We start from the raw sequence: 22,734 nt of genomic DNA on the forward strand, positions 1-22,734 counted from the left end.
TTGCTGCCTCTTTTGCCCCTGAAGTGCCCGAAGAAGAAGCGGTGGGAAGAGCTGATAACTTGCCCCGTCAAATGGCGATCACCGGCAAGGCAGGCAGCAGCTTGTCCAAGGTGATGGGAAATTCACGCACTCGCACGCCGGTTGCGTTGTAAATGGCGTTGGCGACTGCAGCCCCTGCACCGCAGACGCCGAGCTCGCCGAGTCCCTTCGCGCCAAGTGGATTGGCCTTGTCGTCATGCTCCTCGAGGAAGACGACCTCCATCTCAGGGACGTCGCCGTTGATCGGGACGTGATACTCGGCAAGATCGTGATTGACGAAGTGGCCATAGCGCCGGTCGAGCACCGTCTGTTCCATCAGCGCCGCACCGATCCCCCAGGTCATGCCGCCGATGATTTGCGAGCGCGCAGTCTTGGCGTTGAGGATACGGCCCGTGCCCATCACCGCCAGCATCCGGCGCATGCGGATCTCACCGGTATCGCAATCGACTGCGACCTCGGCGAAATGCGCGCCATAGGAATGCTGCGAGTAAGCCTTGTATGACTGGGTGGTAGCGCCTGCGGCTATCGAGCCTTCGGCCTCGAACCCGTCGGGAGCGACCCGCCGGATGAGATCGGCCAGACTTGCCGACCTCTGGCCGACCCTCACCTCGCTGTTAGCAAAGCTTGCCTCGGTGGCGTTCGCACCACGCAACGGTGAGGCCTCGCTCGACTGCGCCGCCTTCAGGATCCGTTCCTTGAGGGCGGTGCAGGCGTTGTGCAGCGCCGACCCCGCGCTCGCGGCGCCCCAGGACCCGCCGGAGCCGGCGGTCCGCGGGAAGCGGCTGTCGCCAAGCTCCACTTTGATGGACGAGATCGGCAGGCCGAGGCTGTCCGCAGCGATCTGGGTCAGGATCGTATAAGTGCCGGTCCCGATATCGGTCATGTCGAGCCGCGCCGTCACCCGGCCGTCCCGGTCGATCGCAACCCGCGCCGTCGCCGCGCCGATGTAGTTCGGACGGATCGCCGCCGCCATGCCGTAGCCGATGAGCTTGCGGCCCTCTCGGGTGCTGCCCGGCGTCGGGTTTCTCCGCTGCCAACCGAAACGGCGGGCGCCTTCCTCCATGCAGGCGACGAGGTTGCGGGTGGAGAACGGCACGCCGCGCTCGGGATCCTGTGCCGGTTCGTTACGGATCCTGAGTTCGATCGGGTCCAGGCCGAGCCGCTCGGCGAGCTCATCCATGGCGCATTCGAAAGCCAGCATGCCGGGCGCTTCGCCGGGCGAACGCATCCATTCGCCGCGGTTGATATCCAGCGGAACCAGGCGATGGCGGGTGACCCGGTTCGGCGCCGCATAGAGCGAGCGGGCAAAAACTGCCGTTTGCTCGCAGTACTCCTCGAAGCTGGACGTTGCCGACCAGACGTCGTGCGCGATCCCGGTGAGCCGGCCGTCGGTGTCCGTGCTGAGACGCACCTGTTGGATCATCTCTGCGCGATGACCGGCATTGGCGAACATCTGTTGTCGCGTCAGCGCGATCTTGACGGGACGCTGCAGGACCTGCGCTGCAAGCGCGGCCAGGATCGTATCGGCATGGGCAATCAGCTTGGAGCCGAAGCCGCCGCCGATGAACGGGCTCACGATGCGCACGCGCTCGGGCGGGATGCGAAGCGTGCTGGCGACCCCCGCCCGGAAATTCGCCAGGGTCTGCGCCGATGTATGGATCGTCAGCTCGTTGCCTGACCAGGCGGCGAGCGTCGCATGGGGCTCCATCGGATTGTGATGTTCGAAGGGCGTCCGGTAAGTAACATCGACCTTGACCGGAGCCGCGGCAAAGGCGCTCTCGAAGTCGCCGACCACGCTGTCGGTCTCGAAGCCGGCATTGGTCCGTTTTGGTGCGTAGGCGTCGGCCACATGCGCCGGCAAATCGTAGAGGCCCGGCTCCTCGTCGTAGCGCACTTTGATGAGGCCGGCGGCAGCACGTGCCGCCTCGAACGTCTCCGCAACGACCAGCGCGACGGGCTCGTCGTAATAGCGCACCCGCTCGCTGTTGAGCGCGGGCCGGGCGCGCGTGAAGACCTCCGGCACCGTCGGCGTGACCGCCGGGCCGAAATCCGGCTGGGCCGGCGCATTCCGGTGCGTCATGACCAGCAGAACTGCCGGCGCCCGTTCGGCTTCGGCCGTGTCGATCTCGGCGATGCGCCCCTTGGCGACGGCGGCGCCGAGAATATAGCCATAGGCTGTGCCATCCAGTGCATTCTCGTAGGCGTAGGTGGCACCGCCTGTCACTTTGAGCGGACCGTCGATGCGGTCGATCGGGCGCCCGATGACGCCGCTGCGTGTTTCGGAAGGACGGTTCTCGCTGGTCCTCGTCTCTGTCATCGTGTTACCTCACGCACTTTCGACGGCAGCAGCGAGCGTGTGCCGCATCGTCCGTTTCGCCAGCGGGATCTTGAAATCATTGCCGCCATGCCCGACGGCTCCGGCGAGCGCGGCTTCGGCCGCATCGGTAAAGGCGCCGTCGGACGCCGCGGCTCCTGCGAGCATGCGCTCCGCCTCCGTTGCGCGCCATGGCTTCGCTGCCACGCCGCCCATGGCGATCCGAGCGCTTCGGATACGATCGCCGCTTTTCTCGACGATTGCCGCCACCGACAGCAGCGCGAAGGCGTAGGAAGCACGGTCGCGCACCTTGCGGTAAACCTGCCGGCCGGGCGGCGGCGGCGGCAGGGTGACCGCGGCGATCATCTCGCCGTGGCCGAGCGCGGTCTCCACATGCGGCGTCGCCTCGGGCAATCGATGGAGATCGCCGATCGGGATCGTGCGGGTCTCGCCGCCGGGCGATATGGTCTCAATCCTGGCGTCGAGCCCGGCCATGGCGACGGCCATGTCGGAGGGATGGACCGCGATGCAGGCTTCGCTCGCGCCGAGTACGGCGTGCATGCGATTGAAGCCCTGCAGCGCCGCGCAGCCCGAACCTTGCTCGCGCTTGTTGCAAGGCATGTTGCGGTCGTAGAAATAGGGGCAGCGCGTGCGCTGCAGGAGATTGCCGCTGGTCGAGGCCTTGTTGCGTATCTGGCCGGATGCTCCCGCCAGCAGCGCTTGAGTGAGCATCGGATAGCGCGATCTCACCCGCGGATCGGCGGCAAGATCACTGTTGCGGACCTGGGCGCCGACCCGAAGCCCGCCTGCCGCCGTTTCCTCGATTCGATCGAGCGGCAGCCGGCTGATGTCGACGAGATGCGCTGGGCGCTCGATCTCGAGCTTCATCAGGTCGAGCAGATTGGTGCCGCCGCTGATGAACTTGGCGTCCGGCCGGGCCGCGACCGCGGCAGCTGCCTGCTCAGCACTTGCCGCACGTTCATAAGTGAAGGACTGCATTGCTCACGCCCCCTCTGCCGCGTCGCGGATTGCAGCGACAATGTTCGGATAAGCGGCACAACGGCAGATGTTGCCGCTCATCCGCTCGCGGATCTCGGCATCGGTGAGGGCGACGGAAGTCGCCGCCACGTCGGCGCTCGCATGGCTCGGCCAGCCGGCCCTGGCCTCGCCCAGCATACCGACGGCGGAGCAGATCTGGCCCGGCGTGCAGTAGCCGCACTGGAAACCATCGCGGGTGACGAAGGCGGCCTGCACCGGATGCAGCCGGTCGCCCTCGGCAAGGCCCTCGACCGTGGTGATCTCGTCGCCTTCATGCATTGCGGCAAGCGTCAGGCAGGAATTGATCCGGCGGCCATCGACGAGCACCGTGCATGCGCCGCACTGGCCGTGGTCGCAGCCTTTTTTCGAGCCGGTGAGGCTGAGATGATTGCGCAGCGCGTCGAGCAGCGTCGTCCGCGGGTCGAGCTCGACGGCAATATCCTTCGCGTTGATCCGCAGGGACATCGGCATCGTCGGTGCCGGCGTGGGCGATGCTGCCGCCGTGATGGTGTCGACCGGCTCGGCGTCAACCGGTATACCGGTTGCCAGGAGCACGCCGGTCGCCACCCCGCCCTCCAGCACCGTTCGACGCGTCGGCCCGCTCCTTCTGTCTGTTTTGGCCATGCATGATCTCCCAGTCGCAGTTCTGTCACTCATCGACACTGGAGGTGGGGACCCGCGCGGCGGCTTTCTTTCAAGAAACCGGCGGCAATATCAGGATTCCGGAGAAGAATTCACCCGATAGGCCCGAGGCGTCATGCCCCTGAGACGCCGGAAGGTCGTGGTGAAGTGGCTCTGGCTTGAAAAGCCGAGCCGAAAGGCAATGCTGCCGATCGACAAACCCGTTTCGCGCAGCAGCATCTCCGCTCGTCGCACCCGTTCCTCGATCACATAGGCATAGGGTGCAAGGCCGGTCGTCGCCTTGAATCGGCGTGCAAAACTGTCGACGGCCATGTCCGCGACAGCCGCCAACTCGCTTAGCGAAACGTCGGAATTCATATGGGCATCGATGTAAGCCCGAACTCGACCAAGCGCGCGACGGCTGAGACAGCCGTTACGGATAGACGGGGGTTGCTCCCGGTTCAGGTTGGCCACGCGGAGACTGACGAGGGCGACCAGATGCTCGACATAGGCGGTGTCCGGCTTGTGACCGAGTGCCATCTCGTCGCGAAGCGAACTCAGCAGCGTGGCGATCACCACGTCTTTCCTGTTCACTAGGATGGGCAGGTCTCTCAGGCGTTCGCAGCCAGGAAGCTTGATATCGGGATCGATCCACAAGGCTGAATAGGAGAGGTTTACATCGCGATAGAAGCCCTGCCGCTCCGCGCCTGCGGGGACGAAGGTGAGGGCTCCGGGCCGGTCCATGCCGTCGTACAGGGATCTAGCTTCGTGCCGGATAGACGTGTGGGAGGTTCCGCCTTCTTCGGTCAGCACGATCAGATGATGAGGGGCTGTCCAGCGGAGCTCCGCCTCCCGGCACGCCCATCGCCGATTGTCGAAAACGATCGAGGAACTGCCCCATGACGCGGTTTGCAGGGGCTCCGACTTCTCCTCCTGGCTCCGAACCCGTCCGTCACCAAGCAACGGTCTGAATGACATCGCGGTATCCCGCTGGTTCACTCGCGGAGCCGTGGCCAGCCCCGGCTTGAGCGTTGTGCGCCGCCCCGCCGCTACGCATACGGCGCCTTATGTGGGGCAGGCATCGTGCGTTGGTAACCGCGCCGTGTTCAAGAAGTCGTGAGATCAGGCAGATCCGGGTGCCTTCTGTCAGCCGCCGAGCCCATCGCGGATGGCGCAGAAATAGCGATCGGTTCCGACCTGGCCACCCTTGAGGGCAACCTCCAATCCGTCGATCGCCTTGACGCGCGAGTGGGCGACGCAGAGCGGCGAGCCCGGCGACGCGGGCAGCGGCATTCGCACCGTCAGCGCATCGACACCCATCTGGCCGAGTGCATGGCTCGACGTGTCGCCGCCGGCGATGACCACGCGCTGCAATTTCTGCTCGATCGTCAGCTCGCGAAGAAGTTCGCCGAGGCCGCGGCCAAGCTTGTGGCGGGCGCCTTCCTGCCGGTCGATTTCGGCGCTCCGGTCGGCTGCTGGTCCAAGCGCCGTGTAGAGGACGACACTGCGCCCGGCTTCCAGGCTGGCGCGGCCGGCGGAAACCGCGCGCGTAATCGCCTTGTCGGAACCTTCCGAGACCAGTTCGACAGGATCCACCTCGATCCCGTCGAATCCGTCCGTCAGCGCGTGCCGGATCTGTCGTTCCGTTGTCGGCGAGCAGCTACCCGAGACCACCGCGATCCGGTCGGCTGCACCCGGCGGCGAAAAGCTGGGCTCGGCACGGACGGTCCGGTTGGCGGCCCATTCGGCCAGCAGCGCATATTCGATGCCCGAAGAGCCGACGACGAAAGTGCCGCCCGGCCCGCGAACGCGCCATATCTCCTTGCCGGCAAGCGCCTGAGTTTCCAGGCTGGCGATATCCAAAAGCACGATGTTGGTGCCATCGGCGAGCAAGCGATCGAACGCTTCCGAGCGGGACGCCGACTGCAGCGTCGCGAGATCGATCAGCCCTGAGGCGAGATCCGTCTGCCGCGACAGATGGATCAGCAAATCGGATTCATCCATCGGCGTGGTCGGGTGGCGGCTCATCACGGGATGGCGATCAATGCGGTAATATCTTTCGCGGTAAGCCGCAAACAGATGGCCGAAGGCGGTATAGCGCTTGAGCTGCGGCGCGCCGACCACCAGCGGCACGCTGTCCTGGCTGAACACCGAGCGGCCGATCTCGATGGCCCGGCCGATGCTGCCGATCGCCGGGCCGGAATCGAAGGTCGAGCAGACCTTGTAGTGGCAGATCTCGGCGTTCAGGGTCTTCAGCCAGGCGAAGGCGCCGCGCAGATGCGTGTCCATCCATTGCGGCGTCTCGCTTCGGCTGGTGCCGGCCAGGCCGATGGCACGGCAATGCCTGAACTGCGAAAGCAGAGCCTCGTCCGGCTGACGCATGAACAGCACGGTCGGCACGCCGCCGAGCTCGAGCGCCTCCATGACGTCGGTCGAGCCGGTGAGATCATCGCCATAATAGCTCAGGAGCAGGTTTCGCATTGCGTCGCTTTGCTCAGGACGCTTTGCCGTCGCCGAATTTCTCGATCGACCGCGCCAGTTCGGGTTGGCTCAGGGCGAAGTCCGCCAACGGTATGCCGTCGACGGCCGCCTGCCAGGCTTGCTGCACGGCGCGCACGCCGGCGCCCGGTCCGTCAGGGTGGCTGACGATGCCGCCGCCGCAGAGATAGAGAAGATCGATCGTTCGGCCGGTTCGCCGGTAGGTTTCGGGGGCTTGTCCACCCCACTGGCCGGAGCCGGCGACCGGCAGCGCGCAATCATCAGGCGAAAAGATCGGCGTGGTCACCGCCTCGAAGGAACTGATGAAGGACCAGTCCGGCTCCCAGTATTTCGAAGCGATGCCGTTGATCTGGAACTGATCGACGCCGAGCAGCCGCCAGAACTGCTGCCAGACCTTGAAATCCATGCCGAGGCCGGGGTGACGGGTGAGAATGTCCCAGCCGTTGCGGTGGGCGTGCAGCACCAGGCTGGAGCGCTTTCTGAGGAAGGCCATGCCGCCGAAGCCGATGGAATTGATGTTGACCACGGCGCAATTGCCGCCGGCCTTCGCCACCAGATCATGGTTTCGCATCATCTCGTCAGGGTCGGCATGCGAGATGCCGAAGGCATACATGACCTTTTTACCGGTCTTCTGCTCATGGTCGAGGACGAGCGGCATGATCGCTTTCACCCGTTTCGACAGAGGCGAATAGGCCGGGCTCATCAGCTTCTCGTCATCCTTGATGAAATCGACGCCGGCGGCGATCAGCTCACCGACCATCTCCGCCGTCTCGGGCGGGCGCAGCCCCAGCGCCGGCTTGACGATCGTCCCGATAATCGGGCGGCCCTCGACGCCGGTCAGCCGGCGGCTGCCGGCGACGCCGAATTGCGGGCCCGGATGCGCTTCCCGGTATTCGTCCGGCAACTTCAAGTCGACGACGCGGATGCCGGACAGGCCCTTGATCGAAAAGGCGCCACCGATGGCGATGGTCATCAGCGCCGAAAGGTCGGTGCCGATGGCATCGAGCGGAAACGCGATATCGACATCCGCGCGCTTGAAAGGCCCGTCGCCGGCTTCGGGAAGGGACGGGCGATCGGCGTCCGGCAGATGCCTAATCGCAAGAACACGCGCCGCTACCCGCGCCTTGAGCTCCTCGGTCTCGCCGGCCAGCGCGACGAAGGTTCCCGTCGACTGGTCGCTGGCGATCTTGGCCGCCAGCGCCTCGATGCTGCCTGAGGTTTCGATGCGGTAGGTGAGGGTGATCATAGTTCGAAAAAAATTCCCTGATCCTGGAAATCTGGTATAATGAGTACATAAGTATTGCAAGCGATATCCTGCTCGGCAGGCATTCCGGGATTCGTGATGGCAATGCTAAACGAGACCGGTCAAGGGAGTGATTCGCGACGATGAACCGTTCGGAGCCGATCGTCCGGCGCAAACTTTCCGACGAAGTATTTTTGAGACTGAAGCGCTTGATCACCAGCGGCGAATTGCAGCCGGGCGATGACATGCCGTCGGAGCGCGAGCTGATGGAACGCTTCGAGGTCGGCAGGCCGGCGATCCGCGAAGCGATGCAGGCGTTGAGCAATATGGGTCTCGTCGCGATCTCGCATGGCGAGCGGGCGAAAGTGCTCCAGCTGACCGCCAAGTCGATCATCAAACAGGTCGACGGCGCGGCCAAGATCATCCTGTCGTCGTCGAAGGACACGCTGGAGCACCTCAAGAATGCCCGTATCTTCTTCGAGCGCGGCATGGTCAGGGAAGCCGCCGAAAAGGCCACAGCAGAGGACGTTCAGCGGCTGCGGGCAACCGTTGCCGAACAGCGGAGCTTCCGCGGCGATTCCGAGGCCTTCATATCCGCTGACATGAAGTTTCATACCCAGATCGCGGCAATATCCGGCAACCCGATTTATGTCGCGGTCAGCGAAGCGATGCTTGGCTGGCTGAAGGAATATCACACCGAGATGCTGATCTGGACCGGCAAGGAAAAGTTCACGCTGACCGAGCATGAAGAGATCATCGGGCGCATCGAGCAGAAGGATGCGGACGGCGCCGAAAAGGCGATGATCAAGCACCTCGAGCGCTCACGCGCGCTCTATGTGATGAATTCCGGCAGCTGATTCACCCGATCCGGGTGATCGCGTAAGGCGTCATCACAAGGTGGCGTCGTTCGAACCCGGAAATATCAACCGTCACTTCGCTCGCCGTCAGATTCGCTAGCCACATGACGGTCTTGCCCGCGGGAGAACGGGCGGCCAGCGTGAGCACCCGCGTCTCATCGCTCGTCCTCGCCGCCACGTGCCTGAAGCCGGCCAGTTCGCAAAGCCCCTGCACGGCCCGGAAGATCGGCCTGGCGTCACCTTCGCCGACGGGTTCCCCGGATGCCGCCAGCACGCCGAAGGATCCGGTAAAACTGGACAGCGTGAGCATCTCCAGTCCGGCCGGCGCGACGCGCGCGGCGTAGCCGATCGTCCATGCTGCCGCGAACAGGCCGGCGTGGCGGGGATCCCGGTCGGCCATGGCGATGCGCTGACTATGCGGATTAGCCTTGGTCGCGCCGCCATAGGGGTTCTGCCGCATGGCGATGGTCGACGGGCCGATCCGGTAGGGTTTTGCCCCGAAGATCGCCCGCACCGAGGCGACGATAAAAGGCAGCGCCTCCAGCGATTGCATGACGCTGAGATCGTCGGCGGCGTGCACGATCGGACAGGTGCAGTGGGTGACGAAATCGAGCAGGTCGGCGGGAACACGCTTGCGGTTGAGTTCGGTGAAATAGCTGAACATGCCGCCGCCGAGGCGGATGTCGGGGAAGGCCCGCCGCGCCGCGGCATAGACGTCTTCGAGCGGCGGGCATTCAGGCCATGCGCTGCCCGGCGGCGTCGACTGCCGGTCGACCGAGGGCGAAACGGCGATGGCCGAGAGCTTCAGCCCGGCCTGTCGCACCGCGTCGGCGACGCCTGAAAGCTCGGCATCGAGGTCACCCTCACAGGAAACGACGCATTCGAGCGTCGTATTGGCCGGGCAGGCTGCGGCGAGCCGGGCATAGGACTGCAAGGCGTCGAGGCCGTGTCCGCGCGTCGGATCATAGTGGAACATCAGCTGTTGCGGGCCAAGCGCGGACAGTGCCGGCAGGTTCGCAAGCGCGGCATCGACGTCGCCCGGGTAGATGATGACGCCGACGTCCGGCAGTAGCGGTCCGGCTTCGCCGAGCACGACGCGGACAGGTTCGTCGGTTGCTGCGGCAGCCGGCACTTTCCCGTCGCCGGTCACACGCAGACTGATCGTCTGGCGCACGGTCTCGCCAGCACGCAGTACATGGGGCCATGGCAGCGCGAGCGGCCGGACATAGGTCTTGTAGGAGGCATCCGACCAGTTGCGCTGGTCCTCCATCTCGAACGAGTCGCCTTCCATTCGGCATTCGGCGGTAACGCCGGGCCGAACCTCATGGGTGATGGCGCGCAGATCCTTGAAAGGCTGCCAGGGGTCGATCAGCAGCGGAAGCTTTGTTTCCGCTACGCTGCCGTCGGTGTGCTCGACCGTGACCGGGCTGCCGGCCAGGCCGGCGATCGGATGCAGGATGCAGAAACCGCAGCGATTGGTTTCGAAATCGCTTTCGGGAAGCGCGCTAACGTCGAAGACCAGACGGCCGTCGGCAGAACCATTAATTGTCGCGCGAAAGTCGAGTCGGCTTCGCCGCGGTCCGACACAACTTGCCGAATAGCAGACGGAGAAATTGTCGGCACCCTGGTCGATGGTCAGGTCCGTGAGCGCTGGCTCGTAGGTGCCCCAGTCGCGATCCCTGACGATGTAGGCGATGGCGCGCAGCACTTCGATGCCGCCATGGCGGATGGTGCGCAGATTGCCGTTGACGAAGTCGGCGCTGAGCGCGCCGGCGCGGAGCCTGACCGGCTCGGCTTTGACCGCGGGCGTGCCATAGAGGAGGAAGGCGTCGGCGATCATCTCAGCAAAGCGTCGAGCTGCACCGGTTTCCGGCTCGCAGCACCCGCATAGGCGGCCTCGACCAGCGCCAAAGTCCTAAGATTGTCCGCTCCCGAGGTTGCCGGCTCGGTCCCGTTCGCCAGGCAGTCGACCCAGTGCTTTTGAATGGCGACGACGCTTTCCTGGATGTTATGCCATGGGCGCGATGCCCAGGGCAGCAGCGGCGGCGAGACGTCGCTGACCGCCGTTCCGTTCCTGCCAGTGACGGTGAGCCGGTAATTCTGCTCGAGCCGGATCGTGCCGTCGCTGCCATCGATCTCGACCAGCGTCTGCGGAAACGGCTCGGTCGCGAGCTTCGTCGCATAGCTGCAATCGACCACGGACATTGCGCCGCTCTTGTGGTCCATCAGCATGGTAGCGACGTCCTCGCCGGCAATGTTGGGATTAATGCGAGCGGTTCGTGTCGTGATCGTCGAAACGTCGCCCAACAGAAAGCGGGCGATGTCGAGACTATGAATGCCGAGGTCCTCGATAATGAAGCGCTTTCCCGTCGCCAGATAGGGCTGGCCGGAAAACACGTCATAGGCCGAGCGGAACGAGATCCGTCCGAAGAAGGGCGTGCCAATGTCGCCGCTGTCGAGCATGGCACGCACCGCCTGGATCGGCGACTGCCAGCGAAAATTTTCATGCACCATCAACGGCACGCCGGCATCGGTGCATGCCTTCACCATGGCCTTGGCGTCGGCAAGCGATGGCGCGAATGGCTTTTGGCAGATCGCCGGAACGCCGTGCCGTGCCGCCATCTCGACGAGCGAGCGATGGCTCGGCGCGGTGGTTGCGATATCGACGAAATCCAGGCTTTCGCCGACAAAAAGTGCTGCCGCGTCGGTGTAGCGTCGCGCAATACCGAACTGGTTGCCGACAACCGTGAGCCGTTCCGGGTCACGGTCGCAGACGGCGACGATCGAGACATCGGCGATGTCGCGCCAGGCGTGCATCTGGTTGACGGCAAAGAAGCCGCAGCCGATCAGCGCTCCACGCAGTTCCGCCGCCATCAGCCCGCCTTTGCCATCTGCATCAGTGTCACGCGGCTCTGCAGCCGGCGCTGCGCCTGGTCGACGACGACGGCGACGATGATGACCAGGCCCTTGATCACCATCTGCCAGAACGAGCTCACCCCCATCATCACCAGCCCGTCGGAAAGGATGCCGATGACGAAGGCGCCGACGATGGTGCCGCCGATCGTGCCGCGGCCGCCCGACATCGAGGTGCCGCCGAGCACCGCCGCGGCGATGGCGTTGAGTTCGAAGCTTTCGCCGGTCGCCGGATGCGAGGCCATCAGTTCGGACGAGATGATCAGGCCGACGATTGCCGCGCAGAAGCCGGAGAACATGTAGACGAACATCTTCACCATATTGACCCTGACGCCCGAAATCCGCGCCGCCCGTTCGTTGCCGCCGACGGCGAAGATGTGGCGGCCGAGCGGGGTGTATTTGGCGAGATAGGCCGCCCCAACTGCTACGACGACAAGAATCCATATCGAGACCGGCAGGCCGAGCAGCCGGCCGGCGCCGAGGAAGCCGAACCCAGTCGTACCCAGATCGGGCTTGCCGACAAGGTTCGGGAAGGTGCGGCCATCGGATGACAGCAGCGCCAGGCCGCGCGCGACATAGAGCACGCCGAGCGTGGCGATGAACGGCGCGACATTCAGCCTGGTGATCAGCAATCCATTGACGGCGCCGATCAGTATGCCGACCGCAAGTGTGATCAGTGCGATCTCGAAGACGTTGAAATAGATCGTGTAGCCGACCTGCAGGTCGATGCCGTTGAGCACGAGATAGCCGGCCACCATGCCGCACAGGCCGACGATCGAACCAACCGACAGGTCAATGCCTCCGGTGATGATGACGAAGGTCATGCCCATGGCCAGGAATGCGTTCAGCGCCACATGCTTCGACATCAGGATCAGGTTGGCGGCCGACAGGAAATTGGGTGCTGCGATCGAGAAGAAGATCAGGACGGCGATCAGTGCGATGAACGTCCTCGCCTTCATCAGCGTCAGCAGCACGGAGCCGCTCGAGGCGGAGGCAACTGAAGCCTTGGCCGGGATGTCAGTCATGGGCGTGGCTCTCCGTGTGCGGGACCGGCCCGTGGCCAAGCGCCGATGCGGCGACAAGTGCCGCCTCCGTCGCCTCGGCGCGATCGAACATGCCGGTCAGTTTTCCATTGCTCATCACCGCGATCCGGTCGGACAGCGCCATCACCTCGTCGAGATCGGAGGTGGCGAACAGAATGCCCAGCCCGTCGCGAGACAGTTTGCGCATGGTGCGGAAGACGTCGGCCTTGGCGCCGACATCGATGCCGCGGCTCGGTTCGTCCATCAACAGCACCTTCGGTCCGGTGAGCAGCGCCTTGCCGATGACCACCTTCTGCTGGTTGCCGCCCGACAGCGACGAGACCTCCTGTGCCGGGTCGGCGACCTTGATCGCCAGTTCCCGCACCATCTGCGCCACGGCCTGGTTTTCCTTGGCACCGCTGATATGGAACAGGCGGACAAACCGCGACAGGCTGGCCAGCGTCAGATTGCTGGCGACCGAGAGGATCGACACCAGCCCTTCGCGCTGGCGGTCCTCGGGGATCAGCGCCAGCCCGCGCCGGATCCGCCGCGTCGTGTCGCGCTCTCTGACCTTCTTGCCGGCGATGAAGATCGCTCCAGTCGCATGGCCGTGGCGTCCCATGATGCAGTCGAACAGCTCGCTGCGTCCGGCACCCATCAGGCCGTAGATGCCGAGGATCTCGCCGGCACGCAGCGACAGCGAGACATGATCGACCGCCAGCCCGCCGGTCACGCGCGGCAGGCAGATGTCCTCGGCGCGGAAGATCTCTTCGCCCGGAACATGGCCGTCGGCCTTGGCGAAGTCCTTGGCGTCAGAGCCGATCATCTGCCGCACGATCCATTGCGTGTCGACGTTTTTCATCTTCTCCTGGCCGGTGATGCGGCCGTCGCGCAGCACGGTGATGTAGTCGCCGATGCGGATCAGCTCCTCGAGCCGGTGCGAGATGTAGACGATCGCCACGCCGCGGGCCTTGAGGTCGGCGATCACCTTGAACAGGATCTCGACTTCCGCCGCACTCAGCGCCGAGGTCGGTTCGTCCATGATCAGGATCCGCGCATCGAGCGAAACCGCCTTGGCGATCTCGACCAGCTGCTGCTGGCCGATGCGCAGATCCTCGACCAGCATATCGGGCCGGATGCCGGCTTCCAGGCGCTCGAGAAATTCCGCCGCGCGGCGCTCCTGTTCGCGGCTGTCGATCTTGCGGAACCGGTTGGTGATCTCGCGCGTGGCGAAAATATTCTCGGCGACCGTGAGATTGCCGAACAGGTTCAGCTCCTGGAACACCATGCCGATGCCGCGGCTCACCGCGTCCCCCGACGATGAGAAGGAAACCTCCTCGCCCTCCAGGAGAATGCGGCCGAGCGTCGGCTGTTCGACGCCGGCGATGATCTTCATCAGCGTCGATTTGCCGGCACCGTTCTCGCCGACCAGCACGTTGACCGCGCTCTTGCGCACCTCGAAATTCGCGCGCTTGACCGCGACGGTGCCCGAGTAAACCTTCGAGACGTCTTCCAGTTTCAGGATGACATCGTGATCGATGGCGGCATTCATGGCTTCGGCCCGATCTCTGCCTCCGCCGGCGTCACCAGCGGCAGGTCCTGGCCGCTGCCCATGGCATAGGCGCCGACAACCCTAACGCTCCGGCCCTCCAGCGCTTCGCGCGGCAGCTTGGAAAGCACTGTCCTGTCGGCATAGATGTTGAACGCCTTGCCGAACTGGGCGAAGTCGATCTGGTTGGTGAAATCGTTGAACTGGATGAAGTCGAGACTGTCGCGCAGCGCGGTGCCACGCATCGCCGGTCCGATCTGCACCCGCGCATCCGCCTTGCCGTCGCCGTCGGCATCGACGTCCATGGTCGCCGCGCGTGACTGTGTATTCGCCGTGACCACCTTGCCTTCGAGGTGAACCGCAAAGGTCCATGGCGAGTTCGCCTGCTTCTTCGGATTGCCATACTTGGCGCCGGCAGCCGCTGGATCGGCTTTCGCCAGGGCATGAACCTCGGGAAACAGTCCGGCCTTCTGCTGGAGATAGGGCACCACCTTGGCAGCCCAGATATCCCCGACCATCTTGTCCGCATTGAAGGCCGGCGCTTTGCCGTCGTTCTCTCCGGATGGTGTCGGCAGGATCTTGCAGGCGGTCAGGCTGATGCCGACGGTAACGGCAAGCATCGGCGCGGCGAGGATCGGCCAGGCAACGGTCGGCCAAGTCTGCTTGTTCAACATGTCGGCTTGTTCGGCATGGCGGTCAGGGCACCCAGGAAAATGGAAGCAAGGGACGAGCCGGAAGCTCGTCCCTTGCGATTGATGTTACGCCGGCTCAGTTGGTCAGCGCGAAGGTTTCCAGCTTGGCGGCATTGTCGCCATTGATCAGGACGCAGTCCATCAGCTGCTTTTCCTCGGCCGGAGACTTCTTGTTCTTGATGAAGTCGTTGGCCTGCTCGACTGCCATCTGCGCCTGCGCATAGGCCGGTTGCAGGACTGTGGCCTTGATGCCGCCAGAGGCGATCGAGTCGCGCACGTCGTTCGATCCGTCGAAGCCGACGACAATGACGTCCTTGCGGCCAGCGGCGGCAAGCGCTGCATAGGCGCCCATCGCCATCGTATCGTTGCCGGAAATCACGCCCTTGATGTCCGGGTTGGCCTGGAGGATCGATTCCATCTTGGAATAGGCCTCGGTCTGGCTCCAGTTGGCCGACTGTTGCGCCACCATCTTCAGGTCCGGATAGTCGTCGATGACATCGTGGTAACCCTTCGAGCGGATGCCGGCATTGGTGTCGGATTCCTTGCCGACCAGCTCGACGAAATTGCCCTTCTCGCCCATCAGCTTGACGAACTCCTGCGCGCCGAGCTGGGCGCCCTGGTAGTTGTTGGAGACGATTTGCGCGACGGCGACGCCGGTGGCGTTGATCTCGCGATCGATCAGGAACGAGGGAACACCCGCATCCTTGGCTTTCTGCACGGCGGCGACGGTGGCGTCGGCGCCGGCATTGTCGAGGATGATCGCCTTTGCGCCGCGGCCGATCGCGGTGTCGATCAGCTCGGACTGCTCGTTGGCGTCGTCGTCATGGACAAGCACCAGTGCTTCGTAGCCGAGTTCCTTGGCCTTGGCTTCCGCGCCGACGGCTTCGGCCTTGAAGAATGGATTGTCGTGCGAAGGCGTGATGATGGCAATGAGATCCGCCGCGTAGGCGGGTGCGGCGGTGCCAAGCGCCAGCATGCCGGCGAAAGCCGCAAGTGTCATTCTGCGAGTGAGTTTCATGATTTCCTCCCGTTTGAAAAAGCCTGTGCCTCCGCGGCCCAGGCTAAAATGCATCCAGTTCGCCAGGCGGATCGCGTCCGTGTCGCGGATCGGTCATTTGCCGGCTCACCTGGGCGGATCATCCTGTTCGATTCCGTCCCCAGGCTGCCCTCCATCTGCCATCTACCCAATTTTCAGCCCGGCCTCGGCTTGCCAAAGCCATTCCAACAGCTAAGCCAACTGGTATAATGAGTCAACCACAAATTCAGATGATATGTATCTGATGAGCAGCGAGCGGCTCCTGCATCAGCCACCGGCCATCGGAGAGTCATCCACCAAGAGCGATACTTCGTTCCCTACGATGCGCCGGCAGCTGGCCAAGCCGGATAACCACCACCGTAAGGGGTATGATACGCGGGGTGAGAGCGTAATAAGTAAGTAAAGAGGAGACACTCCTAAGCCTTATTCGGTGCTCAGCGGTACGCGCGGGCTTTGCTAGTATCGCGCTTTGGTTGTGGAATTTCTCCGCGGCCCCAGCCTGCGCGCGGGTTTCCGTATGAATCCGTTCGCGGCAAGGATCGCGTTGCCGGTGAGGTTCAGCTATGAATTTTGTGCAGAGTTCCAGGCCGTCATCCTGCAGTCCCGCGCTAAGCTTTGCTGACCGACGGCATTTGGCTTCATTTCGTGGCATCTGCGGCAGGAGCTGCAGCGCCATGTTGTGCCTCATTTCGTTCTGTATCATCCTGCTGCTGGAATCCACTGCACACGGTCGGCCGAAGGCTGACGACAGACTTGCCCCGCGAGACACGATCGAACTGCACGTTTGGCGATGGACTGCCTTGCGCGATGGCGTTTTGGAGGCGTTGCAGCTCAACCATACTTTCACCATCGACTCGGCTGGCACGCTTGACCTTCCAGTGATCGGGAACATTGCCGCCGCAGGTCTGCGTGAGGAGGAGCTGGCAGAGCTGATTTCCGATCGCTTGCAAGTCAGAAGCGGCCGTCAAGAACGGGCGGATACAACCGTCAAACTGATACAAAATCCGCCCTCGGACATCACAGGTTCGGTGGAACACCCGGGCAAACAAAAAGCGCCCGAACCGCCGGCAGACGCAGCCGACGACAGCTCTTCGGCCGTGGCTTCGGAACGCGCCAGTGTCGAGAAGGGCCAGGCCGGGGCGCAACCGAGCGTGCGCGGTTCCCACACACGTTGGGAGCCTGCAGCGGAGCAGCAGCAAGCTCTGGAAGGGGAACGGTTGAAAATGAATGAATTGCTGAATGAGCTGTCGGCCGCTCGTATGGAAGTCGCGGCAGCTCGCGGGGAAGCACTTGCGGCTCGCCAGACTGCTCGCAACGATGCCGTCCGAGACAATCAGAACCTTGCGACGGCGCGTCAACGGGCTGCCGCCTTGGTGCAGGAACTCGATGCGGTGCGGACTGACCGCGGCGCACTGGAACAGAAGCTCCTTGCGGCGCTGAGGGAAGTCGACGCGCTCAGGAAGAGCGTGCAGCCGGCCCGCGGTGATCATGAGGGCCGCGAATTGGCGGCGGCGCGAGCGGAACTGGGCGCGATGCAGCGCGGCGCACGCGACGCCAGCGCGCAGGCACGTGCGGTAGCCGACATGATGGCTGAACAAGGACAAGCCCTAAAACAGCAGCGGCGAAGAGCCGAAGAGCTCGCGCTCGATCTGGAAGTGGCGCAACGCGAAGTCAACGGCTTAAAGGCCAAAGCCATTCTCGCGGATCACGAGAAGGCCGCCATGCTTGAAGCGCGTCACTCTATGGAGGCCTCTCTGGCTGAGGCGCAGCGAGCGCTTGATGAGGAGAGGCACAAGGCTGAGCGCTTCGAACGCGAACTCACCGCGGCGCGCCAAACTATCGACGCTCTTAAGACAAGCGCAAATCTGGCTGTGGTCGCGCAGACCAACGCCATCAAGGACCGACAGGTGGCCGAGGCGGCTTTAAAGCGAGCTGGCGACGCACTCGAACTGGAACGCGAACGGGCAGATTCAGCCGCACGTGATCTCGACAGGGCTCGCCGGGAACGCGACGCGGCAAAGCAGGAAGCGAGCCGAGTCTCGATGGAGCTGAGCGTCGCGTTGGAGCAGGAGCGCAACAAGGCCATCGGTCTAGCCCGCGACCTCAGCGCCGTGCGAAAGGCGATTGACATTGAAAAGGCCCAGGGTGAGCGTCGCACTGAGCGTATGAACCGCGCTCCGAAAGCACGTGCCACCGCAACTTCACGTGCAGATGTGTCTGCGCGCTCGCGACCAGCCCGTCAACCGGGGTTGCGGGAAAACCGCAAAGTGAAGGTCAAAAGGCCATCGCGACCTGTTCTAGTGGCGACCATCGCGCTTCCCGACGCATTGCTCCCGACGCGACCGCCGAAGCTCGGCTCTCGCTAGCGAGGGCTGATGGCGGAGGGCATCTCCGTGGGCCGAAATACATGCCGCAGGAGGAATATGGTAATGAATAAATACGTCGCAGCCGCATTGACAATCGCGATCGCAATTGGCCCTGCCTCGGCTCTTGACGCGGGGCTTGGCGGTAAACTTGGCGGTGTCGGGGTCAGTGCTGGTGTGAGCGTCGGCTCGAAAGGCGCCTCTGTGGCGGGCGGCGCGAGCGTCGACGGAGTAGGGGGAGCAAGCCTTGGCGGATCGGTCAGCGCGGGCAACGGATCACTCGGCGCTGGGCTTGGCATTGGCGGCAATCTCGGCGGCGCAAGCGGCGGCCTATCTACAGGTGTGGGCGCCCATTCGTCCGGATCGGGCACCGCTCCAGGAGGTACGCCAGGCGACCCGGCCGCGGGCTCTGGGCCAGTCGCGAGCGGCAGTGCCGGCATCACGCCTGCCACCGCCAAGGCCAAGGCCGCGAGACAATTCGCCGTACTGCCGCGCGCGCTCAGGCCTTCCGGAACTGGTCGCGACGCGTTGGCGCCGATCACCAATGGCTATCCGTTGGGATTTGTGGCGCCACTGAAAGCGAAACCCGGTATCCCACAAGCTGTGGTGCGCGCCTGCCGCACGGCGATCGCGTCGGCTGCGGCGCCCCTTGGTGCCGTGCGTGTTCACGCGGTAAGCGCAGGTCCGTTGCAGCAACGTCGGGGCGCACTCACGGCGCGGATCGAGGTGCGCATACACTACGCAAGACAAGGCGGCATCGAGGTTCGGCAGGCGCGAGTCGGCTGTCGCCTCGATGCGGCGGGCAGGGTCACCGCGGTGACATAGGACGCGCCTCTCACGCAAAGGGTAGCACGAGAAATACAGTCAGGATTGGCCAGCGTTGCATGAGATTGCCCCTCCTCGATGCCGGGCCACAACCGCATTGTTGAGGGAGCAAATCAATCAATGAAAAGCCGCCCGGGCGGACGGCTCAAAATGCTTCCATGATTTTCAGGTACTTCCGCCTCAGGTGATGCGCTGGATGCTGGCCGCGATCTCCTCAGGCTCGAAGACCCGCTTCCAGTCGTCGCGCATCAGCACTGGCTTGCCGAACTCGATGGCCTTGTTGCAGGCGTCGGAGAACACGCCCTTGGTCTCGCCGAAGATGACGGCGCCGAGCACGTTCATGTGGCCAAGCAGGAAGTCGAGCGCGGCCTGCTGGTCGACGCCGCGGGCGACGACCTCGTCGACCGCTTCCTTCATGACGACGAGCAGGGAGGCGCAGACGGTCTCCGAAAGGCCCGGCTCGAGCAGCGCCATCTGGTCGACGGTGACGCGATGCGACCGCATCACTGGAGCCCATATGATCTTGGCGATCGCTTCGCCCTTGGCGAAATCTTGCTCCGGTCCCTGCATCAGCGCGCTGACCATATGCTGCTTGGCCTTGACGCCGCCGAAATAGTCCTTCTTGGCCGCCATGTCGGTCTCGTCGTTGAAGATCGGCGGATGACAGGGATGGGTGACGAAATAGGTCAGGTCCGGCCGCTTCGGCAAATGGCCGGCGAAAGGTGCTGCGGCGTCGAGCACGACGACCATGGTGCCGGAAGCAAGCTTGCCTTCGATGCTGGCCGCAACCTTGCCGATATGGGTGTCGGGAACCGCGAGGATCACCACCTCGGCGCCATTGAGGGCCTCGTCGGCGCTGACCGCGTCGATGCCCAGCCCCGTCTTCAGCCGCTCGCGGCCGGCGTCGCTGACCTCGACATGGCGTATGGTGTAGGGAGAGCCGCGAAAATTGGTCGACAGGCGGTAACCCATTTTGCCGCCGGCACCAAACAGCGCGATCGTTGTCATCTAGCCGTACTCCTGATCTCGAACGATGGCCCTGCCGATCGTCACCTTAGTAACTGGTATAATCACACTACCATGGATTGGCAATCCGATTTGGGACGAACGAGTTCAAGAGAGCCAATTCCATTGGCGCAGTCCCGCGCCGTGGCTGCGCCACTTGGTGGCGGCCTTCTCGGGATCATGAGGTGGATCGACATCGGAATGCCCGAGTCTTGTAGACGCAGATCTTTTGCATTGCCCGCGAGGGCGGGTCTTTTCAGGGTCCGGCGAGACCGGCAGTCTTGACGTTTAGGCGGTGGTCCGCTGCCAACCGTTTCAGCAGTATTCGTGGGTGCAGGATCATCAGCGTCCGGGAAACATCGCCTTCAAACCTTCGCGCGAGGCCTTGGCGACGCCGCGTTCCGTGATCAACCCGGTGACCAGCCGTGCCGGCGTCACGTCGAAGGCCGGGTTCGCCGCGGGCGTCGTCTCCGGCGAGATGCGGACCTGCGCGATCTCGCCATTCGCGGTCTTACCCCAAACCAGCGAGACCTCGTCGCTGGAGCGCTGTTCGATCGGGATTTCGGCAAGCCCGTCACCCACCGTCCAATCGATCGTTGGCGAGGGCAGCGCGACATAGAACGGCACGTCGTTGTCGGCGGCGGCCAGCGCCTTCAGATAGGTGCCGATCTTGTTGCAGACATCACCGTCGGCGGTGGTGCGGTCGGTGCCGACGATGACCATGTCGATCTGGCCGCGCTGCATCAGATGGCCGCCGGCATTGTCGACGACCAGCGTATGCGGCACGCCGTGGCCGGCCATCTCCCATGCGGTCAGCTGGGCGCCCTGGTTGCGCGGGCGCGTTTCGTCGACATAGACGTGAACGGGAATGCCGGCTTCCGTAGCCAGATAGATCGGCGCCGTGGCGGTGCCGTAGTCGACGGTGGCCAGCCAGCCGGCATTGCAGTGGGTCAGGATGTTGACCGGTTCGCCCGGCTGCTTGCGCGCCGCGATGTCCTTGATGATTTCAAGCCCATTGACGCCGATGGCGCGGTTGAGGCCGACATCCTCGTCGGCGATTTCACCGGCGCGCCGGTAAGCCGCCTGGGCGCGTTGTTCAGATGGAAGCGGCCGCAGGAAACCTCGCATCTCATCGAGCGCCCAGCGCAGATTGATCGCGGTCGGGCGTGTTTCGTGCAAGACCTCCCAGACGCCGTCGAGTGCCGCATCCGAAGGATCGTCGGCCATTTGCATGGCGACGCCATAGGCTGATGTGACGCCGATCAGCGGCGCGCCGCGCACCCACATGTCGCGGATCGCCGTGGCGATGCCGGCAACGGTGCCGACTTTTTCCACGCGGAAATCATGCGGCAGCCAGCGCTGGTCGATGATCTCCACAGAACGCCCGTCGTCGCTCAGCCAGATGGTGCGATAATGGCGGTCGCCGACGTTCAAATTCTGTTCTCCTGTTCGATCAGCGCGGCCAATTTGTTGACCTCGTCGATGCTGTGGATCTGGCGCCGGTTGACGGCGATGTGACGGCCGAATTTCAGCGCCTTTGCCTCACATGTGGCGCGCAGATCCTCGTCGGCAATGGTCTCGAAATCGGCGTTGTGCGCGAGGCCAAGAATGCGCCGGTGCACCTCGACGCCGGCAAAGCCCAGCATGTCGGTCCAGACCTGATGCAGCATGTGGTCGAGCGCCTGTTCGGCGCCAAGCCTGTCGCCCTGATCCTCGAACAGGCTCTTCTGGTAGAGCATGCCCGTGCGCTCGGTTCGCCACAGATGCGAGAACTCGGTGCGGAACACCGACCATGTGTCGACCGTCACATCGAGCAGATATGCGCGCATGGTATCGCGCTTTCCATCCTGCTCGTGGCCACGCTGCGAGAAGAACGCCATCCAGAAATTGGCGAGCAGCATGCCGACGTCGAAGGCGATCGGGCCGTAGAAGGCGAATTCGGGATCGATCATCCGCGTTTCTGTCGCGGTGACCATGATCGAGCCGGAATGCAGGTCGCCATGCAGCAGCGTCTCCGCATTGGCCGCAAAAATGTGCTTCAGCCGCTGCGCCTCGACTTTGAGATCGCGGTCCGCCCGCAACTCTGCGACGATGCTGTCGAGCTGCGGGCTCGTATGCCGGTTCATCTTGGCGTCGAAATACGGGTCCGAGAACACCAGGTTCTCGGTGATGTCGCAGAGCTCGACATTGTCGGCGAACAGCGCCAGATCGGCTTTACGGTCCTTGGTCGCCATATGCAGGTCGGAGCCGCGAAACAGGGTGCGGGCCATGAACAGGCCGATGTCTCTCGCGATGTTCGGCAGCTGCCGGCCCTCGATCAGCGCGCGCCGCAGGATGATGTGCGGCGACAGATATTCCATGATGATCAGCGCCTGGCTCTCATCGAAGTGATAGATCGCAGGCACCGAACCTGGCGCTCTCGCCTCCTGCCGCGTCAGCGCGTGATACTCGAAGAAGGAGCGCTTCAACGGCAGCGGCCAGCTGTCGCCGACCAGGCGGACATAGGGTAGGGCCTGCTTGACGACGGCCGCACCCGTGGCGCCCTCGACGATGAAGACCAGGTTCAGATTGCCGTCGCCGACCTCGCGGACCTTCCAGCGGCTTGTATCTTTGCCGATATGCGAACACAGGGCATCGTTGGCGCCGAGGCGTGCTGCCAGGGTGTCGACCGATAGTGCTTCGAACGGCAATTTCCCAGTCATCCTCACCCTCCCGCTG

Annotated in this window: 18 protein-coding genes; 3 read left to right on the forward strand and 15 right to left on the reverse strand. The window is 63.9% G+C overall.

The genetic code is table 11. The features are described 5' to 3' along the window. Positions 1–67 precede the first annotated feature (67 nt). From BQ8482_RS07660 to oiaX, 6 genes are all read right to left on the reverse strand, one after another. Positions 68–2,356: a xanthine dehydrogenase family protein molybdopterin-binding subunit gene (locus BQ8482_RS07660; protein ID WP_123146908.1), complete on the reverse strand. Its 2,289-nt coding sequence runs from the start codon at positions 2,354–2,356 to the stop codon at positions 68–70. Positions 2,357–2,365: 9 nt separating this feature from the next. After that, the gene (locus BQ8482_RS07665) at positions 2,366–3,352 is read right to left on the reverse strand and encodes an FAD binding domain-containing protein (RefSeq protein WP_123146909.1); all 987 of its coding nucleotides are present in this window, start codon (positions 3,350–3,352) and stop codon (positions 2,366–2,368) included. Between the two features lie 3 nt (positions 3,353–3,355). Next, positions 3,356–4,015, reverse strand: coding sequence for a 2Fe-2S iron-sulfur cluster-binding protein (locus BQ8482_RS07670; RefSeq protein ID WP_123146910.1), 660 nt, complete (start codon positions 4,013–4,015; stop codon positions 3,356–3,358). Positions 4,016–4,105: 90 nt separating this feature from the next. After that, entirely contained in the window at positions 4,106–4,990 is an 885-nt protein-coding gene (locus BQ8482_RS07675) for a helix-turn-helix domain-containing protein (protein WP_123147452.1), read from the reverse strand. 168 nt (positions 4,991–5,158) lie between these two features. Further along, positions 5,159–6,493 (reverse strand): four-carbon acid sugar kinase family protein, encoded by a 1,335-nt coding sequence (locus tag BQ8482_RS07680; RefSeq protein WP_123146911.1) that lies wholly within the window; start codon positions 6,491–6,493, stop codon positions 5,159–5,161. Positions 6,494–6,506: 13 nt separating this feature from the next. Further along, positions 6,507–7,757, reverse strand: a complete 1,251-nt coding sequence (oiaX, locus tag BQ8482_RS07685; RefSeq protein ID WP_123146912.1) for a 3-oxo-isoapionate-4-phosphate decarboxylase OiaX — start codon at positions 7,755–7,757, stop codon at positions 6,507–6,509. 140 nt (positions 7,758–7,897) lie between these two features. Between oiaX and BQ8482_RS07690 the strand changes: the two genes are divergently transcribed. Beyond that, positions 7,898–8,611, forward strand: a complete 714-nt coding sequence (locus tag BQ8482_RS07690; RefSeq protein WP_123146913.1) for a transcriptional regulator NanR — start codon at positions 7,898–7,900, stop codon at positions 8,609–8,611. 1 nt (position 8,612) lies between these two features. Here the strand turns inward: BQ8482_RS07690 and apnL are convergent, their stop codons facing one another. The 6 genes from apnL to BQ8482_RS07720 all read right to left on the reverse strand — a co-directional run bounded on the left by apnL (position 8,613) and on the right by BQ8482_RS07720 (position 15,805). After that, positions 8,613–10,451 carry a D-apionate lactonase gene (gene apnL, locus BQ8482_RS07695; RefSeq protein WP_123146914.1) on the reverse strand — a complete coding sequence of 613 codons (1,839 nt, stop codon included), beginning with the start codon at positions 10,449–10,451 and terminating at the stop codon, positions 8,613–8,615. Continuing rightward, positions 10,448–11,485: a Gfo/Idh/MocA family protein gene (locus tag BQ8482_RS07700; protein ID WP_123146915.1), complete on the reverse strand. Its 1,038-nt coding sequence runs from the start codon at positions 11,483–11,485 to the stop codon at positions 10,448–10,450. Before BQ8482_RS07700 ends, apnL begins: the two co-directional genes overlap by 4 nt. After that, positions 11,485–12,549 (reverse strand): ABC transporter permease, encoded by a 1,065-nt coding sequence (locus tag BQ8482_RS07705; protein WP_123146916.1) that lies wholly within the window; start codon positions 12,547–12,549, stop codon positions 11,485–11,487. The genes BQ8482_RS07700 and BQ8482_RS07705 overlap by 1 nt, the downstream gene beginning before the upstream one ends. Beyond that, positions 12,542–14,098, reverse strand: coding sequence for a sugar ABC transporter ATP-binding protein (locus BQ8482_RS07710; RefSeq protein ID WP_123146917.1), 1,557 nt, complete (start codon positions 14,096–14,098; stop codon positions 12,542–12,544). The genes BQ8482_RS07705 and BQ8482_RS07710 overlap by 8 nt, the downstream gene beginning before the upstream one ends. Next, positions 14,095–14,769 (reverse strand): DUF2291 family protein, encoded by a 675-nt coding sequence (locus tag BQ8482_RS07715; RefSeq protein ID WP_123146918.1) that lies wholly within the window; start codon positions 14,767–14,769, stop codon positions 14,095–14,097. The genes BQ8482_RS07710 and BQ8482_RS07715 overlap by 4 nt, the downstream gene beginning before the upstream one ends. Positions 14,770–14,863: 94 nt before the next feature. Beyond that, a complete protein-coding gene (locus tag BQ8482_RS07720; RefSeq protein ID WP_123147453.1) occupies positions 14,864–15,805 on the reverse strand; it encodes a D-ribose ABC transporter substrate-binding protein in 942 nt (313 codons plus the stop codon). Between the two features lie 692 nt (positions 15,806–16,497). Here BQ8482_RS07720 and BQ8482_RS07725 point away from each other — a divergent pair. Both BQ8482_RS07725 and BQ8482_RS07730 read left to right on the forward strand, forming a co-directional pair. Further along, positions 16,498–18,189: a polysaccharide biosynthesis/export family protein gene (locus BQ8482_RS07725; protein WP_165848451.1), complete on the forward strand. Its 1,692-nt coding sequence runs from the start codon at positions 16,498–16,500 to the stop codon at positions 18,187–18,189. Positions 18,190–18,252: 63 nt separating this feature from the next. Then, a complete protein-coding gene (locus BQ8482_RS07730) occupies positions 18,253–19,011 on the forward strand; it encodes a hypothetical protein (protein WP_123147454.1) in 759 nt (252 codons plus the stop codon). 180 nt (positions 19,012–19,191) lie between these two features. Here BQ8482_RS07730 and BQ8482_RS07735 read toward each other — a convergent pair whose 3' ends face one another. The 3 genes from BQ8482_RS07735 to mtnK all read right to left on the reverse strand — a co-directional run bounded on the left by BQ8482_RS07735 (position 19,192) and on the right by mtnK (position 22,718). After that, positions 19,192–20,019, reverse strand: coding sequence for a phosphogluconate dehydrogenase C-terminal domain-containing protein (locus tag BQ8482_RS07735; RefSeq protein WP_123146920.1), 828 nt, complete (start codon positions 20,017–20,019; stop codon positions 19,192–19,194). A gap of 339 nt (positions 20,020–20,358) precedes the next feature. Then, complete coding sequence (gene mtnA, locus BQ8482_RS07740; protein ID WP_123146921.1) at positions 20,359–21,450, reverse strand: S-methyl-5-thioribose-1-phosphate isomerase; 1,092 nt, start codon at positions 21,448–21,450, stop codon at positions 20,359–20,361. Beyond that, positions 21,447–22,718 carry an S-methyl-5-thioribose kinase gene (gene mtnK / locus BQ8482_RS07745; protein ID WP_123146922.1) on the reverse strand — a complete coding sequence of 424 codons (1,272 nt, stop codon included), beginning with the start codon at positions 22,716–22,718 and terminating at the stop codon, positions 21,447–21,449. Before mtnK ends, mtnA begins: the two co-directional genes overlap by 4 nt. Positions 22,719–22,734: the final 16 nt, after the last annotated feature.

This window comes from Mesorhizobium delmotii (assembly GCF_900149755.1).
GTDB lineage: Bacteria > Pseudomonadota > Alphaproteobacteria > Rhizobiales > Rhizobiaceae > Mesorhizobium > Mesorhizobium delmotii.